Raw genomic sequence first — 15,365 nt, forward strand, 5'->3', positions numbered from 1 at the left:
GAACGCAATCGGTGGTTACTTCGTCGTACTGGCTCTTTTCGTCCTTCTCGCCCTTCCCGGACTCATCGGCCACCTCAAGGACCGCGCCATCGACCGCCAACTCCGGCGCGCGGAGCACCCGGACGGGCACCCGGACGAGCAGCGGAATGGACGCCGTTTTGAAGGTTACGCCCTCCAGGAACGCGATTTTGGCGGCCAAGTTTCAACCGTCGGTTCAGCGATAGCGTCGAAGGCATGGCCACTGACATCCAGAACACCGCCCACGCCGTCGACGCCTCCTCCGTCATAAAACTGCTTCCGGGCCGCCCCCGGGTGCTCGGGCTGGGAGAGCCCACCCATGGTGTGGAGGCTCCGCTCGAACTCCGCAACGATCTCTTCCGGCAGCTCGTCGAGCAGCACGGCTACCGGACCGTCACCATCGAGAGCGACTGCCTCATGGGCCTCGTCGTGGACGACTACGTCACCTCCGGCACCGGCAGCCTCGACGAGGTCATGGAGCGCGGGTTCAGCCACGAGTTCGGCGGCGCCGCGGCCAACCGGGAACTCGTGCGCTGGATGCGCGCGTACAACGACGGCCGCCCCGCGCCCGAGCAGGTCCGCTTCGCCGGTTTCGACGGCCCGCTGGAGATCACCGGCGCCGCCAGTCCCCGGCAGGCCCTCACCGCGCTCCACCACTACCTCGCGGCCCGGACGGAACCGGATCTGCTCCCCTGCACCGCGGACACGCTCGACCGCCTGCTCGGCACCGACGACCGGTGGAGCGATCCCGCCGTGATGAGGGACCCGTCCCGGTCAGTGGGGCAGTCGGCCGAGGCCAAGGAACTGCGGCTGCTCGCCGACGACATGGTCGCGCTGCTCGACACGCTCACACCGCAGCTGATCACGGCCCCCTCGCGGGACGACCTCGACCGGGCACGCCTGTACGGGCGTACCGCCGTCGGCCTGCTGCGCTACCACTTCTGGATGGCCGACACCTCCGCGGGCCGTATGACGCGGCTGATCGGTCTGCGGGGCCAGATGATGGCCGACAACCTCCTCGCGCTCGCCGGGCGGAGCCCGGTCCTGGCCCACGCCCACAACGCCCACCTCCAGCGGGAGAAGAGCACGATACGGATGGGCGACCTGCCGCTCGCGTGGTGGAGCGCCGGCGCGCTCGTGAGCGCCCGGCTGGCGGAGGAGTACGCCTTCCTGGCGATGGCCCTCGGCACGATGCGGCACCAGGGAGTGGACGCCCCGCCGCCGGACACCCTCGAAGGGCTCCTGTACGCGCTCCCCGAGGACCGCTACGTCGTCGACGCCCCTCGGCTGGCCGCCGCGCTCGGCGACGCGCTGCCCGCCTCCCGTGTGTCGCCCTGGTTCGGCTACGCCCCGCTCGACCCGGCGCACCTGGCGCAGAGCGACGGGCTCGTGTTCGTCAGGGACGCCCCGCGGTCCTAGTCAGAAGTCGTCGTCGAAGGCGACCGTGCCCTCCACCGCCACCTGGTACGCCGACGGGCGGCGCTCGAAGAAGTTCGTCAGCTCCTGGACGCCTTGCAGCTCCATGAACGCGAACGGGTTCTCGGAGCCGTACACCGGAGCGAAGCCCAGGCGCTGGAGGCGCTGGTCCGCGACGCACTGGAGGTATTCGCGCATCGACTCGGTGTTCATGCCCGGCAGGCCGTCGCCGCACAGGTCGCGGCCGAACTGCAGCTCCGCCTCGACCGCCTCCTTCAGCATGTCCGTGACCTGCTGTTGGAGCGCGTCGTCGAAGAGTTCCGGCTCCTCCTTACGGACGGTGTCCACGACCTCGAAGGCGAAGTTCATATGCATCGTCTCGTCGCGGAACACCCAGTTGGTGCCGGTGGCCAGCCCGTGCAGCAGGCCGCGCGAGCGGAACCAGTAGACGTAGGCGAACGCTCCGTAGAAGAACAGGCCCTCGATACAGGCCGCGAAGCAGATCAGGTTCAGCAGGAAGCGGCGGCGGTCGGCCTGCGACTCCAGACGGTCGATCTTCTCCACCGAGTCCATCCACTTGAAGCAGAACTGTGCCTTCTCGCGGATCGACGGGATCTCCTCGACCGCGTCGAACGCCGCAGCGCGGTCCGCCGGGTCGGGAAGGTAGGTGTCGAGCAGCGTCAAGTAGAACTGGACGTGCACGGCCTCCTCGAACAGCTGGCGGGAGAGATAGAGACGCGCCTCGGGGGAGTTGATGTGCTTGTAGAGCGTCAGCACCAGGTTGTTCGAGACGATCGAGTCGCCCGTCGCGAAGAACGCGACCAGCCGGCCGATCATGTGCTGCTCACCGGGGGTGAGTTTGCCGAGGTCGGAGACGTCGGAGTGCAGGTCGACCTCCTCCACCGTCCAGGTGTTCTTGATCGCGTCGCGGTAGCGCTCGTAGAAGTCCGGATAGCGCATGGGGCGCAGCGTCAGCTCGAAGCCCGGATCGAGCAGGTTCTTCTCCACGGCGGGGGTGGTCATCACTGGCAGGCCTCGCAGGACTCGGGGTTTTCCAGGGAACAGGCGATGGCGTCGGCGTCCGGCGTCATCTGCGCGGGCACGGGCACGGCGGCGGTGACCGGCTGCGACTTCGCGGCGCGGGCGATCCGCGTCGCCGGGCGCGACCGCAGGTAGTACGTGGTCTTGAGGCCCTTCTTCCAGGCGTACGCGTACATCGAGCTGAGCTTCCCGATGGTCGGCGTCTCAAGGAACAGGTTCAGCGACTGGCTCTGGTCGAGGAACGGCGTACGCGCCGCCGCCATGTCGATCAGGCCGCGCTGCGGGATCTCCCATGCCGTCCGGTACAGCTCACGTACGTCGGCCGGGATCCAACTGAAGCCCGCCACCGAGCCGTTGGACTCTCGCAGCGCGTCGCGGGACTGCGCGTCCCACACGCCGAGCCGCTTCAACTCCGCCACCAGATACGCGTTGACCTGGAGGAACTCGCCCGACAGCGTCTCGCGCTTGAAGAGGTTGGAGACCTGCGGCTCGATGCACTCGTAGACGCCCGCGATGGAGGCGATCGTCGCGGTGGGCGCGATGGCCAGCAGCAGCGAGTTGCGCATGCCGCTCTTCGCGACGCGCGCCCTGAGCGCGTCCCACCGCTCGGGCCAGTTGAGCGCCACGTCGTAGTGGTCCGGGTGCAGTACGCCGCGCGCGGCGCGGGTCCGCGACCAGGCGGGCAGCGGGCCCTCGCGTTCGGCGAGGTCGCAGGACGCCTCGTACGCCGCGAGCATGATGCGCTCGGCGATACGCGTGGAGAGCGCGGCGGCCCCGGCGGAGTCGAACGGCAGCCGCTTCTTGAAGAAGACGTCCTGGAGACCCATCACGCCCAGGCCCACGGGGCGCCACTTGGCGTTGGAGCGGCCGGCCTGCTCGGTCGGGTAGAAGTTGATGTCCACGACCCGGTCGAGGAAGGTCACTGCGGTGCGGACGCTCGCGTCCAGCCGCTCCCAGTCCAGCTCGCCGCTCTCCGTCACGAACGCGCCGATGTTGACCGAGCCGAGGTTGCAGACGGCCGTCTCGCCGTCGTCGGTGACCTCCAGGATCTCGGTGCAGAGGTTCGAGGAGTGCACGACGGTGCCGGGCTCGGCGGTCTGGTTCGCCGTACGGTTCGACGCGTCCTTGAAGGTCATCCAGCCGTTACCGGTCTGGGCGAGGGTGCGCATCATGCGGCCGTACAGCTCGCGCGCCGGGATGGTCCGGCGGGCCTTGCCGGCCGCCTCGGCCGCGCGGTACGCGGCGTCGAAGTCGTCGCCCCACAGGTCGACCAGTCCGGGCACGTCGGAGGGGGAGAACAGCGACCAGTCGCCGTCGGCGTCGACCCGGCGCATGAACTCGTCGGGGATCCAGTGCGCGAGGTTCAGATTGTGCGTACGGCGGGCCTCCTCGCCGGTGTTGTCGCGCAGCTCCAGGAACTCCTCGATGTCCGCGTGCCACGTCTCCAGATAGACGCAGGCCGCGCCCTTGCGCCGGCCGCCCTGATTGACGGCGGCGACCGAGGAGTCCAGCGTCCGCAGGAACGGCACGATGCCGTTGGAGTGCCCGTTCGTGCCGCGGATCAGCGAACCGCGGGCGCGGATACGGGAGTACGAGAGGCCGATGCCGCCCGCGTGCTTCGACAGGCGGGCCACCTGGTGGTAGCGGTCGTAGATCGAGTCCAGCTCGTCCAGCGGGGAGTCCAGCAGATAGCAGGACGACATCTGGGGGTGCCGGGTGCCGGAGTTGAAGAGGGTGGGGGAGGAGGGGAGATAGTCGAGGCGGCTCATCAGGCCGTACAGCGCGGCGACTTCGTCCACGGCGGCCGGGGAGTCGTCCTTGGCCAGCCCGGACGCGACGCGCAGCATGAAGTACTGCGGCGTCTCGATGACGTCGCGGGTGATCGGGTGCCGGAGCAGATAGCGGCTGAAGAGCGTGCGCAGGCCGAAGTAGCCGAAGCGGTCGTCGGCGGCGGGGTCGATCAGCGCGTCGAGGCGGGCGGCGTGGCGGCCGGCGAACGCGGCCGTACGGTCGGCGATCAGGCCCTCCGCGTGGCCCACGGCGACCGAGGAGGAGAACGAGAGGGCGCCCTGGCCCGCGGCCTCGTCCGCGATGGTGCGGGTGAGGAGGCGGGCGGCGAGGCGGGAGTACGCGGGGTCCTCGGAGATGAGCCCGGCGGCGGCCTCGGTGGCGAGTACGCGCAACTCGGCGTCGTCGGAGGCGGCGTTGCGGCCACGGAGCGCGGCGGCGGCGACCCGGCCGGGGTCGGTGTCGGTGAGGTCCGCGGTGAGGTCCGTGAGGACCCGCAGAAGGGCCGTTCCGGGCTCGTCGGCAGGAACGGCCGCGACGGCCGTGTCCCGTGGTCCCCGCTCGGAGATCGCTGAAGCCGGATCGGCTGGCGCGATGGTCACGTGGTGCTCTCCCTCGCTCGGCTCTGGGCCACGGGGAGGGGCACGGCGGCGCGCGCCCGCGTACGCCGCCCCGGAAACGGGCAGCGCGCGGCGCGGCGTCCACCGGCCCAACCGCGAGGCCCGGACGTCTCGGCACCCGGATCGGTCGAGCCGGATGCGCCGTCGGCAGGTGCTCGGACTCGCGGGCACGACAAAGCGCACCACAGCTCACCGTTGCGGGACAGTTCCGGATTTCCACCGGATTCTCCTGCGGCGACAGCAGACTTGAGCATACATGTGGTGCTCCTCGGGAGCGGCACCCCCCAGATGTTGTGTCGGGGAATGGCTCGTCTCAGATTTCCAGGCCGTACGTGAGCAGGGGCGAGAGCTCGGCGTACGGCGCCCAGTCCCGCTCCGGCGTCCGTACGAAGCCCAGGCGCTCGTAGATCCGGTGGGCGCCCAGCATCGACTTGCGGGTCGACAGACACACCCGTACGCACCCCTCGGTGGCCCGCGCCCGCTCCACACACGCCCGCACCAGCGCCTCGCCGACACCCCGCCCCCGGGCGGCGGACGCGACGGCCAGCATCCGGAACTCGGCCTCCCCGTCCCCGGCGATGTCGGCCCACGCGGACGCGCCGGCGGCGTAGGCCACCCCACCGAGGACCACCCCGCCCGCGTCGACTGCCACGAGCACGTCGGCCCCGGCGGCCCGCGCCGCGACGTTCCGCAGGGTCTCCAGATACGGGTCGTCCTCCCCGAAGTCGAGCAGCCCGTCATCCAGATAGGCCCGCGCGGTTATCTCCCCGAGGGCCGCGTACTCGTCGGGCCGGGCGGCTCTGATCGTGAAGGTGGTCTCGGGCCCTGTCGTCTGATCCATCCTTGAAGTGTGCGACAAGGTACGGCAGCGTCTTGTCACAGGTCGCAGCTATCGTTGCGTTCAGAGCGAGGAGGGTCCATGACCGTGACCACTGACCGGAACCACCTGGAGACCAGCGTCTTCGACGAGCTCACCCTGATAGTGGCCCGCACGGATGAGCGCGTGCGCATGGAACTGATCGACGGGAAGCTCAGGAGCAAGGTAGTGCCGGACGGGGATCACGGGCGCATCATCGAGTGGTTGCTTCGCATCTGCATGCAGTCGCGGCCAGAGCTGTTTCTCTACCCGGATCAAGGGCTGAAGGTGCAGGCCTATCGCAGTGGCCGTGCCCGGCCGGACGGTTCTCTGGCGCCCAGCGGCGCCTTTGTCGGTCAAGGCGAGTGGGCTGCCCCCGAACCGGTTCTGATGGCCGTCGAGGTTACGTCGTACGACTCCGACACAGACGGCCGCGACCGCGTCGAGAAACCCCGCGCCTACGCCGAAACCGGCATCCCCGTCTATCTCCTGATCGACCGGGACTCCTGCGAGGTGACCGTCTACAGCGAGCCGGACGGCGTGCGGTACGAGAGCGCCCGCACAGTCCCCTTCGGCAAGACGGTCGTCCTGCCCGACCCCGTGGGCATCACGCTGGAGACCGAGCAGCTCAAGGACTGGGTGCGCTGACCACACGACGAAGGGCCGTCGCTCTCCGCAGAGGAGAGCGACGGCCCTTCCTTCGCTCAGCAGCAGCGGAACCCTTCCCTCGGGTCCGCCTCCCGTGCGTCCATCCGGTCGCGTTCGAAGGCGCGGCGGGTCATCGGTTCCCTCGGAGGGTCGCAGGCGCGCGTGTGGGCCACGTAGTGGTCGTACGCGGACTCGCCCGTCAACTCCCGTACGTACCAGCGGATCCGGCCCACCGCGTGGCGCACCTTCGACGCGGAGATCATGAGGGGGGTCATGACGAACCCGCCCCGCCGGACGCCTTGGCCGCCGCCAGTTCCGCCTTCTCCTCCTTCGTGGGGATCAGGCCCGCCGGCGCGACCAGTTCCGACTTCACGTACGGCGTCTCCGACAGCTTCACGCTCTCCGGGTCGCGGATCGCCTTGTAGCAGACCCGCATCGCGTCGGCGATGACCACGATGATCAGGATCGCGAAGACCGCCGAAAGGACGCCGTCCACCGTGGAGTTGGTGACGACCGTGTGCATGTCGTCCATCGTCTTCGCCGGCGGGATCACCTCGCCCTTGTCGATGCCCGCCTGGTAGACGTCGCGCTGGGTGAAGAAGCCGACCCTCGGGTCGTCGGAGAAGATCTTCTGCCAGCTCGCGGTGAGCGTGACCGCCGCGTCCCACGCGAGCGGAACGCCAGTCACCCAGGCCCACTTCAGCCGCCCGGACTTCACCAGCAGCGTCGTGCAGACGGCGAGCGCCACCGCCGCCAGGAGCTGGTTCGCGATGCCGAACAGCGGGAAGAGCTGGTTGATGCCGCCCAGCGGGTCGTGCACGCCGACCCAGAGGAAGTAGCCCCACGCGCCGACGACCACGGCGCTGGCGAACCAGACGCCCGGCTTCCAACTGACCTCGCGCATCGGCTTGTACACGTTGCCGAGCATGTCCTGGAGCATGAAGCGCCCGACGCGCGTTCCCGCGTCCACCGTCGTCAGGATGAACAGCGCCTCGAACATGATCGCGAAGTGGTACCAGAACGCCTTCATCGCCGTACCGCCGATGACCGACGAGAAGATGTCCGACATGCCGAGTGCGAAGGTCGGCGCACCGCCCGTACGGGACAGCAGGCTCGACTCCTCGACGTCCTTGGCCGCCTGGGCGAGTTGGTCCGGCGAGATCGTGAAGCCGAGGTTGGCGACCGCCTGCGAGGCGGACTCGACCGTGCCGCCGATGACACCGGCGGGCGAGTTGATCGCGAAGTACAGTCCCGGATCGATGATGCACGCCGTGATCATCGCCATGATCGCGACGAACGACTCGGTGAGCATCGCGCCGTACCCGATCATCCGGATCTGGGTCTCCTTCTGCACCATCTTCGGCGTGGTGCCCGAGGAGACCAGTGAGTGGAAACCGGACAGCGCGCCGCACGCGATGGTGATGAAGACGAACGGGAACATCGAACCGGCGAAGACCGGACCGTCACCACGGCTGGCGAACTCGGTGACCGCGTCCATCTTCATCGTCGGCATCGCGACGACCACGCCGATCGCCAGCAGCGCGATCGTGCCGACCTTCATGAAGGTCGACAGGTAGTCGCGCGGCGCCAGCAGCATCCAGACCGGCAGTACGGAGGCGAGGAAGCCGTACACGATCATCCAGATGACCAGCGTGCCGGCCTCCAGCGTGAACGTGTCGGCGAGCGAGGACTCGGCGACCCAGCCGCCGGCCACGATCGCGAGCAGCAGCAGCGCCACGCCGATGAGCGAGACCTCGCTGACCTTGCCCGGCCGCAGCACCCGTAGATACACGCCCATGAACAGCGCGATCGGGATGGTCATCGCGATGGAGAAGACACCCCAGGGCGAGTCGGCCAGCGCGTTGACGATGACCAGCGCCAGCACCGCCAGCAGGATGATCATGATCAGGAAGACCGCGATCAGCGCGGCGGCGCCGCCGAACGGGCCTATCTCGTCACGCGCGATCTGGCCGAGCGAGCGGCCGTCGCGGCGCGTGGAGAAGAACAGCGTGACCATGTCCTGGACCGCGCCCGCGAAGATGACGCCCGCGACGATCCAGATGGTGCCCGGCAGATAGCCCATCTGAGCGGCCAGCACCGGCCCGACGAGCGGTCCCGCGCCCGCGACGGCCGCGAAGTGGTGCCCGAAGAGCACACGCCGGTCGGTGGGGTGGAAGTCGACACCGTTGTCGAGCCGTTCGGCGGGCGTGGCCCGCGTCTTGTCGACCTTCAGCACCCGCCGGGCGATGAATCTGGCGTAGAAGCGGTAGGCGATCGCGTACGAACCGAGTGCCGCCGCGAGCATCCAGGCGGCGGAGATCTCCTCACCGCGTGACAGTGCGAGGACACCCCAGCCGACCGCGCCCACCAGAGCGACGAGCGCCCATATCGCGATCGACTTCGGCGTCATTCGCCCGGACGAGTCCTGCGTGGAATTTGCTGGTGCCGGCTCTGGCATCGCGAGTCGTCCCCTCACTAATCACCTGCTGAAACTCGCAGGAAATCTATGGGAACGTCTCGGCATGCGTCACCCCCCGTCCGCATATCGGTACGGCAACGGATTGCCTGCCGTACGCTTGCGTCGGTTCCTGAACATGCCTTCTGGCGTGGGGTTTTGTCAGCCTCGCCGGGTATCCGGACGGTCTCAGTCCGTCGGCCTGCGCAGCCGCGCCACGAACTTGTACCGGTCGCCCCGGTACACGGACCGCACCCACTCCACCGGCTCCCCGGCGGTGTCGATCGAGTGCCGCGAGAGCATCAGCATGGGCAGGCCCACATCTGTACCGAGCAGCCCCGCCTCGCGCGGTGTCGCCAGCGACGTCTCGATCGTCTCCTCGGCCTCCGCCAGGTGCACGTCGTACACCTCGGCCAACGCCGTGTAGAGGGAGGTGTACTTGACGAGCGAGCGGCGCAGCGCGGGGAAGCGTTTGGCCGAAAGGTGGGTGGTTTCGATGGCCATCGGCTCGCCGCTCGCCAGCCGCAGCCGCTCGATACGCAGCACGCGCCCGCCTGTCGTTATGTCGAGGAGCCCGGCGAGCGTGTCGTCGGCGGTGACGTAGCCGATGTCGAGGAGTTGCGAGGTCGGCTCAAGGCCCTGTGCGCGCATGTCCTCGGTGTACGAGGTGAGCTGGAGCGCCTGGGAGACCTTGGGTTTGGCCACGAACGTGCCCTTGCCCTGGATCCGCTCCAGCCGGCCCTCGACGACCAGTTCCTGGAGCGCCTGGCGCACCGTGGTGCGCGAGGTGTCGAACTCGGCGGCCAGGGTGCGCTCCGGTGGTACCGGCGTGCCCGGCGGCAGGGTTTCGGTCATGTCCAGCAAGTGGCGCTTGAGCCGGTAGTACTTGGGTACGCGCGCGGTACGGGTGGCCGCCCCGTTCTCGGTCTCGGTGCCGCCCCCGTCCGTGGCCATGGTCTGCCTTCCCGACTCCTGTGCTGCTGCCGTCACCGGCTCCTCCGTCTGTTGCGGCTCACATGGTGGCACGGTCCGGTCGCGGGTCGTCTCCCCGATCCAGGTGTCGGTCCGATAACGGACACGACAGCCCTCTTATACACCCTTGACACCCCTAAAGGTCTAGGCCAAGCTCCCCGTACTGGTCTAAACCATTAAAGACCAGGTCCCAGCCCCGGTGGTACTCGTCGTAAGTCTTCGCGGTGGGGAGGGGGTTGCAGGAATCCCTGAGGAGGGTGGCGTGAAGCGCAAGCTCATCGCGGCGATCGGCGTCGCGGGCATGATGTTCTCGGTCGCGGCGTGTGGATCCGACGACAGCGATTCGGCGAAGGACCCGAAGGACCGTAAGGACACAGTCACCGTCTGGCTGATGGTGGACGCGCAGAGCACCTGGCCGGAACTGGTCAAGGACGTCAACGCGCAGTTCAAGGAGAAATACCCGAACGTCAAGGTGGATGTCCAGTACCAGCAGTGGGCCGACAAGGCCAAGAAGCTCGACACCGCCCTCGGCGGCGACAAGTTCCCGGACGTCGTCGAGCTGGGTAACACCGAGACGATGCAGTACATCCTCAACGGCGCGGTCGCCGAGGTCGATCCCAAGAAGTATGACAACTCGGACACCTGGATCCAGGGCCTGAAGGACACCTGCACCTTCGAGGGCAAGCAGTACTGCGTGCCGTACTACGCCGGTGCGCGCGTGGCGATCTACAACACGGACATGCTCAAGAAGGGCGCCGGCCTCGACACGCTGCCGGAGACCGAGGACGAGATGCTCGCGGCCATGGACAAGGTCGCCACCGAGCTGGGCAAGAAGGACAAGCGCTCCTCCAGCATCTACCTGCCGGGCCGTTACTGGTACGCCGCCATGTCCTACGTCGCCGCGTACGACGGCGCGATCGCCACGTACGACGAGGGCGCCAAGGAGTGGAAGGGCTCGCTCTCCTCGCCCGAGGCGCAGAAGGGCATCCAGCACTTCATCGACCTGGTCAAGAAGTACAACAAGGCCGACCAGACGAAGGACGAGCAGGACCACGCCAATGTGATGGCCAACGAGAAGGCGGCCCTCATCTACGGCAACGGCTGGGAGTCGGGCTCCGTCATCGACGGAAAGAACAACGGCAACCCGAAGCTTGAGGGCAAGATCCTCACCGCCGGAATGCCCGGCCCGAACGGCAAGGCGCTGCCCTCCTTCATCGGCGGCTCCGACCTGGCCATCACCAGCAAGTCCAAGGTGCAGGACCTGGCCGAGGACTGGGTCTCGATGTTCACCAGCGAGAAGTCCATGGAGGTCCTCGCCGGCAAGAACATCCTCCCGAACAACGAGAAGCAGCTGGAGCCGCTGAAGGCGAAGCCGGAGACCGCTCCGATAGCCAACGCCGTACCCGACGCGTGGTTCACCCCCATCGCGCCCGGCTGGACCTCCATCGAGAAGGAGGAGGTCCTGGAGAACATGCTCCTGTCGATCCTCAAGGGTGACTCCGTGGCCGACGCCACGAAGGCGGCGGACGCGAAGATCAACGAACTGATCAACGAAGAGTCCTGACCCCAGGGCCTGATGCCAGGACCTCCGGCGCCCCCGCCCCCGGAGGTCCGTCGGCTGAGCGGCGGGCGGGCGGGGGTCCGGTCACCACCGGGCCCCCGCTCCCCGCCCCTTCGGGCGTGGATTCGGTGCAGAGAATGAAACGGAAGGTCAGTCACGTGACTGCTGCCGACACGCAGGAGGCCGCCGGACCGCCGGCGCCCCCGGTACCGCGTGACCCGAAAGGGACAGACGGCCGGCCCGCTCCGGAGGACGGAACGGCCAGGGCCGACGGGAAGAGACGCCGCAAGAAGGGCGAACTCCTCCCGTTCCTGCTGATCCTCCCGGCGATCGTCGCCATCGCCGCCGTCTACGCCTTCCCGCTCACCAAGACCGTGATCATGTCCTTCCAGGACATGGGCCGGCGCGAGCTGTGGACGGGGGAGTCGCCGCCCTGGGTCGGCTTCGAGCAGTTCACCAACATCCTCGGTGACAGCGAATTCTGGTCCGTCACCGGCCGCACCGTCCTGTTCATGGTCGTCTGTGTCGGCCTCACCATGGCCATCGGCCTGCTGGTCGCCATCATGATGACCCGGCTGTCCACCTGGGTGCGCCTGACGCTGACCGCGGCACTGATCGCCGCCTGGTCGATGCCCCTGATGGTCGCCGCCTCGATCTTCCGCTGGCTGTCGGACTCCGACTACGGCCTGCTGAACACCCTGATAGCCAAGGTGGCCGGGGACGACTTCCTCGGCCACAACTGGTTCCTCGACCCCTGGCAGGGCTTCGCGATCATCACGCTGCTGGTGGTCTGGGGCGCCGTCCCGTTCGTCGTGATCACGCTGTACGCGGCTCTCACCCAGGTCCCGCGCGAACTGGAGGAGGCGGCGGCCCTCGACGGCGCCAACGTCCGCGGCATCTTCCGCTTCGTGACCTGGCCCGTCATCCGCCCGGTCTTCGTCATGGTCACCACGCTCTCGGTGATCTGGGACTTCAACGTGTTCGGCCAGATCTGGCTGCTGCGCGGCAACAAGCCCGAACCGGAGTACGAGACCCTCGGCCTCTACTCGTTCTCCAAGGCCTTCGAGTCCACCTCCTTCAGCCAGGGCACCGCGATCGCCCTGATCACCGTCCTTCTGCTCTCCGGCGTGGCCGTGTTCTACCTGCGTCAGCTGATGAAGACAGGAGAGGTCGAATGAGCACCTCAACCTCCACCGTGCCCGCGCCCGTTCCGGCCCCGTCCGCCTCTCCGGCGGTCACCGAGCAGAAGCTGCGCCCCGACCGCAAGAAGACCCGTGGCGTCTTCGACGTGCTCGGCCTTCTCTTCGCCGTCGTCATGGCGTTCCCGGTGTACTGGCTGATCATCAGCTCGCTGCGGCCCAACCACGAGATCCGCTCCTACGACCAGACGCTGTGGCCGTCGTCGCTCACCTTCGACAACTTCGCCCGCGCGGTCGACCAGCCGAACTTCGCCACCGCCGTCCAGTCCAGCCTGATCGTCTCGGTCACCGCGGTCGTCGGCGGCATGATCATCGCGACCCTGGCCGCCCTCGCCATCGGCCGGTTCAGATTCTTCGGCCGGCGCGCGCTGCTGATGGTGCTGATCCTGGTACAGATGCTGCCGCCGACGGCGATGCTCATCCCGATCTACGCCCAGCTCAACGCGATGGGGGGCCTGGACGAGTACTGGGGCCTGATCATCGTCTACCTTGTGTCGACCCTGCCGTTCGCGATCATCATGATCCGCGGCTTCGTCGTGAACATCCCGGTGGAGCTGGAGGAGTCGGCCATGGTCGACGGCTGCACGCGAATGGGCGCCTTCCGGCGCGTGATCTTCCCGCTGCTGGCTCCGGGCCTCGCGGCGGCGTCGATCTTCGCGCTGGTCAACGCGTGGAACGAGTATCTCTTCGCGTACATCCTGATCAACGACAACTCCAAGTACACGCTCAACGTGTGGCTGATGACGTTCCCCACCGAGCGCGGCACCGACTACGGGGCGCTGATGGCGTCCTCGACCATGATCGCGCTGCCCGTGGTGGTGTTCTTCATGATCATTCAGAAGAAGATGGCGACCGGTCTGACATCCGGCGCAGTAAAGGGATAGCGCCGTATGACCACTCTCACCCACAGCTCCGACACCCTGACCCGCGACGCGCTCGCCGTCCTCCAGCCCGGCTTCCACGGCACCACCGCGCCGGACTGGCTGCTGCGGCGCATCGGCGAAGGCCTCACGTCCGTCGGCCTCTTCGGCCGCAACATCACTTCGCCCGTCCAACTGGCCGCGCTCACCGCGCAGCTGAGGGCCGAGCGGGACGACATCCTCGTCGCCATCGACGAGGAGGGCGGCGACGTCACCCGCCTCGAAGTGCACGAGGGGTCGTCCTTCCCCGGCAACTCCGCGCTGGGCTCCGTCGACGAGGTGGAGCTGACGCGCGCCGTCGCGCGCGAACTGGGCAGCCGGCTCGCCGCGTGCGGCGTGAACCTCAACTGGGCGCCGTGCGCCGACGTCAACTCCGACGCCGGCAATCCCGTCATCGGTGTGCGCTCCTTCGGCGCCGATCCGGCGCTCGTGGCCCGGCACACTGCCGCCTATGTAGAAGGTCTGCAGTCCGCCGGGGTGGCCGCCTGCACCAAGCACTTCCCCGGACACGGCGACACGGCCGTCGACTCGCACCACGCGCTGCCGCGCATCGGCGTGGACTCCGCCACACTCCACGCCCGTGAGCTGGCCCCGTTCCGGTCGGCGATCGCCGCGGGTTCCAAATCGGTAATGAGCGCGCATATCCTGCTTCCCGCACTCGACCCGGACCGCCCCGCCACTCTCAGCCCGCGGATCCTCACCGGTCTGCTCCGTGAGGAGCTGGGCTTCGACGGTCTGATCGTCACCGACGGCATCGAGATGCAGGCCATCGCGTCGACGTACGGCATCGAGCGCGGCTCCGTCCTCGCGATCGCCGCGGGCGTCGACGCGATCTGTGTCGGCGGCGGCCTGGCCGACGAGGAGACGGTCCTGCGGCTGCGCGACGCGTTGGTCGACGCGGTACGGGAGGGCGAACTGTCCGAGGAGCGACTGGCCGACGCTGCGGCGCGGGTACGCGCCCTCGCCGACTGGACGCTCCGGGTGAGGGGGGCTGCTTCGGGGCCGGGCGCGGCAGGACAGGAGGGGACCGCGTCCGGCATCGTCAGCCCCGGCGACGGCAGCGATATCGGGCTGGTCGCGGCGCGGCGCGCCCTGCGGGTGACGGGCGCGATCGAACCTCTTAAGGAGGCGCCGTACGTCGCCTCCTTCGCGCCCGTCGCGAACATCGCCGTCGGCGACGAGACCCCCTGGGGCGTCGCAGCCGAACTGGCGGCGCTGCTGCCGGGCACCGCGACCGACACCTACGGCGGCGCGAACGGCGCGGCCGAGGTGCTGGCCGCCGCCGGGGAGCGCAGGATCGTCGCCGTCGTACGCGACGTGCACCGCCACCCCTGGATGGCGACCGTCCTGGAGGGCATCCTCGCGGCCCGCCCGGACACGGCCGTCGTGGAGATGGGGATCAACCACGCCGAGCCCACGGGGAGCCCGCACATCGCCACGTACGGCGCCGCGCGCGTCTGCGGCCGGGCGGCGGCGGAAGCCCTGACGGGGCGCGGCGCCTGAGCACGGCGCACCCGCACACGGCGGAGGCCGGGAACCCGACGGGTCCCCGGCCTCCGCCGTGTGCGGGTGCTGAGAGGTGCTTCTATAGGGCGTGTTGCGAAAGTAGCGCCGTCCGCCCGGAGGGCGGGGCCGACGGCGTCTGGTGCGTGCGATCGCAAGGCGGAGGATCTGCGTTGTCGATGGCCCGGACATACTCGGCAGCCTTCGAGAACGCTGCCAACGCGGCGAGCGTGCGTGCCAGGCGTCGTCGGCCAGGCGGGACTTTCGCAACACGCCCTAGTGTCCTGCGCCTGAAATCCTGGCGATATATTTCGCTAACGAGTTGAGGATTTCGTCGGCGCTCTTGGTCCATGTGAACGGCTTGGGGT

General features: G+C 68.5%; 12 protein-coding genes and 1 riboswitch. Of the genes, 6 read left to right on the top strand and 6 right to left on the bottom strand.

All coding sequences use genetic code 11. The features are described from left to right. Positions 1 to 234: 234 nt before the first annotated feature. Complete coding sequence (locus ACIBLA_RS34835) at positions 235 to 1,437, top strand: erythromycin esterase family protein (protein ID WP_399200907.1); 1,203 nt, start codon at positions 235 to 237, stop codon at positions 1,435 to 1,437. Here ACIBLA_RS34835 and ACIBLA_RS34840 read toward each other — a convergent pair whose 3' ends face one another. From ACIBLA_RS34840 to ACIBLA_RS34850, 3 genes are all read right to left on the bottom strand, one after another. Then, positions 1,438 to 2,457 carry a ribonucleotide-diphosphate reductase subunit beta gene (locus ACIBLA_RS34840; protein WP_363245624.1) on the bottom strand — a complete coding sequence of 340 codons (1,020 nt, stop codon included), beginning with the start codon at positions 2,455 to 2,457 and terminating at the stop codon, positions 1,438 to 1,440. Next, positions 2,457 to 4,865 (bottom strand): ribonucleoside-diphosphate reductase subunit alpha, encoded by a 2,409-nt coding sequence (locus tag ACIBLA_RS34845; protein WP_399200908.1) that lies wholly within the window; start codon positions 4,863 to 4,865, stop codon positions 2,457 to 2,459. The genes ACIBLA_RS34840 and ACIBLA_RS34845 overlap by 1 nt, the downstream gene beginning before the upstream one ends. A gap of 146 nt (positions 4,866 to 5,011) precedes the next feature. Then, positions 5,012 to 5,144, bottom strand: a riboswitch (cobalamin riboswitch). Positions 5,145 to 5,196: 52 nt separating this feature from the next. After that, entirely contained in the window at positions 5,197 to 5,724 is a 528-nt protein-coding gene (locus ACIBLA_RS34850; protein WP_363245625.1) for an N-acetyltransferase, read from the bottom strand. A 78-nt stretch (positions 5,725 to 5,802) separates the two neighbouring features. Between ACIBLA_RS34850 and ACIBLA_RS34855 the strand changes: the two genes are divergently transcribed. Then, complete coding sequence (locus ACIBLA_RS34855; RefSeq protein ID WP_363245626.1) at positions 5,803 to 6,387, top strand: Uma2 family endonuclease; 585 nt, start codon at positions 5,803 to 5,805, stop codon at positions 6,385 to 6,387. A 56-nt stretch (positions 6,388 to 6,443) separates the two neighbouring features. Here the strand turns inward: ACIBLA_RS34855 and ACIBLA_RS34860 are convergent, their stop codons facing one another. From ACIBLA_RS34860 to ACIBLA_RS34870, 3 genes are all read right to left on the bottom strand, one after another. Beyond that, entirely contained in the window at positions 6,444 to 6,662 is a 219-nt protein-coding gene (locus tag ACIBLA_RS34860) for a YbdD/YjiX family protein (RefSeq protein ID WP_399200909.1), read from the bottom strand. Further along, positions 6,659 to 8,845 (bottom strand): carbon starvation CstA family protein, encoded by a 2,187-nt coding sequence (locus ACIBLA_RS34865; protein ID WP_399200910.1) that lies wholly within the window; start codon positions 8,843 to 8,845, stop codon positions 6,659 to 6,661. The genes ACIBLA_RS34860 and ACIBLA_RS34865 overlap by 4 nt, the downstream gene beginning before the upstream one ends. A gap of 186 nt (positions 8,846 to 9,031) precedes the next feature. Beyond that, positions 9,032 to 9,796, bottom strand: a complete 765-nt coding sequence (locus ACIBLA_RS34870; protein WP_363245637.1) for a GntR family transcriptional regulator — start codon at positions 9,794 to 9,796, stop codon at positions 9,032 to 9,034. Between the two features lie 280 nt (positions 9,797 to 10,076). Here ACIBLA_RS34870 and ACIBLA_RS34875 point away from each other — a divergent pair, with 280 nt between their 5' ends. From ACIBLA_RS34875 to ACIBLA_RS34890, 4 genes are all read left to right on the top strand, one after another. Beyond that, positions 10,077 to 11,378, top strand: a complete 1,302-nt coding sequence (locus ACIBLA_RS34875; protein WP_363245628.1) for a sugar ABC transporter substrate-binding protein — start codon at positions 10,077 to 10,079, stop codon at positions 11,376 to 11,378. A gap of 155 nt (positions 11,379 to 11,533) precedes the next feature. Continuing rightward, positions 11,534 to 12,553, top strand: coding sequence for a sugar ABC transporter permease (locus ACIBLA_RS34880; RefSeq protein ID WP_363245629.1), 1,020 nt, complete (start codon positions 11,534 to 11,536; stop codon positions 12,551 to 12,553). Continuing rightward, the gene (locus ACIBLA_RS34885) at positions 12,550 to 13,458 is read left to right on the top strand and encodes a carbohydrate ABC transporter permease (RefSeq protein ID WP_399200911.1); all 909 of its coding nucleotides are present in this window, start codon (positions 12,550 to 12,552) and stop codon (positions 13,456 to 13,458) included. Before ACIBLA_RS34880 ends, ACIBLA_RS34885 begins: the two co-directional genes overlap by 4 nt. A 6-nt stretch (positions 13,459 to 13,464) precedes the next feature. After that, positions 13,465 to 14,997: a glycoside hydrolase family 3 protein gene (locus ACIBLA_RS34890; RefSeq protein WP_399200912.1), complete on the top strand. Its 1,533-nt coding sequence runs from the start codon at positions 13,465 to 13,467 to the stop codon at positions 14,995 to 14,997. Positions 14,998 to 15,365 lie beyond the last annotated feature (368 nt).

This window comes from Streptomyces sp. NPDC050433 (assembly GCF_044458565.1).
In the GTDB taxonomy this organism is placed as follows: Bacteria; Actinomycetota; Actinomycetes; order Streptomycetales; family Streptomycetaceae; genus Streptomyces.

Bases quoted from the DNA above. Each gene is read 5' to 3' on its own strand.
- ACIBLA_RS34890 (WP_399200912.1), top strand. From the start codon at position 13,465: ATGACCACTCTCACCCACAGCTCCGACACCCTGACCCGCGACGCGCTC.
- ACIBLA_RS34835 (WP_399200907.1), top strand. From the start codon at position 235: ATGGCCACTGACATCCAGAACACCGCCCACGCCGTCGACGCCTCCTCC.
- ACIBLA_RS34855 (WP_363245626.1), top strand. From the start codon at position 5,803: ATGACCGTGACCACTGACCGGAACCACCTGGAGACCAGCGTCTTCGAC.
- ACIBLA_RS34850 (WP_363245625.1), bottom strand. From the start codon at position 5,724: ATGGATCAGACGACAGGGCCCGAGACCACCTTCACGATCAGAGCCGCC.
- ACIBLA_RS34860 (WP_399200909.1), bottom strand. From the start codon at position 6,662: ATGACCCCCCTCATGATCTCCGCGTCGAAGGTGCGCCACGCGGTGGGC.
- ACIBLA_RS34840 (WP_363245624.1), bottom strand. From the start codon at position 2,457: ATGACCACCCCCGCCGTGGAGAAGAACCTGCTCGATCCGGGCTTCGAG.
- ACIBLA_RS34885 (WP_399200911.1), top strand. From the start codon at position 12,550: ATGAGCACCTCAACCTCCACCGTGCCCGCGCCCGTTCCGGCCCCGTCC.
- ACIBLA_RS34865 (WP_399200910.1), bottom strand. From the start codon at position 8,845: ATGCCAGAGCCGGCACCAGCAAATTCCACGCAGGACTCGTCCGGGCGA.
- ACIBLA_RS34870 (WP_363245637.1), bottom strand. From the start codon at position 9,796: ATGGCCACGGACGGGGGCGGCACCGAGACCGAGAACGGGGCGGCCACC.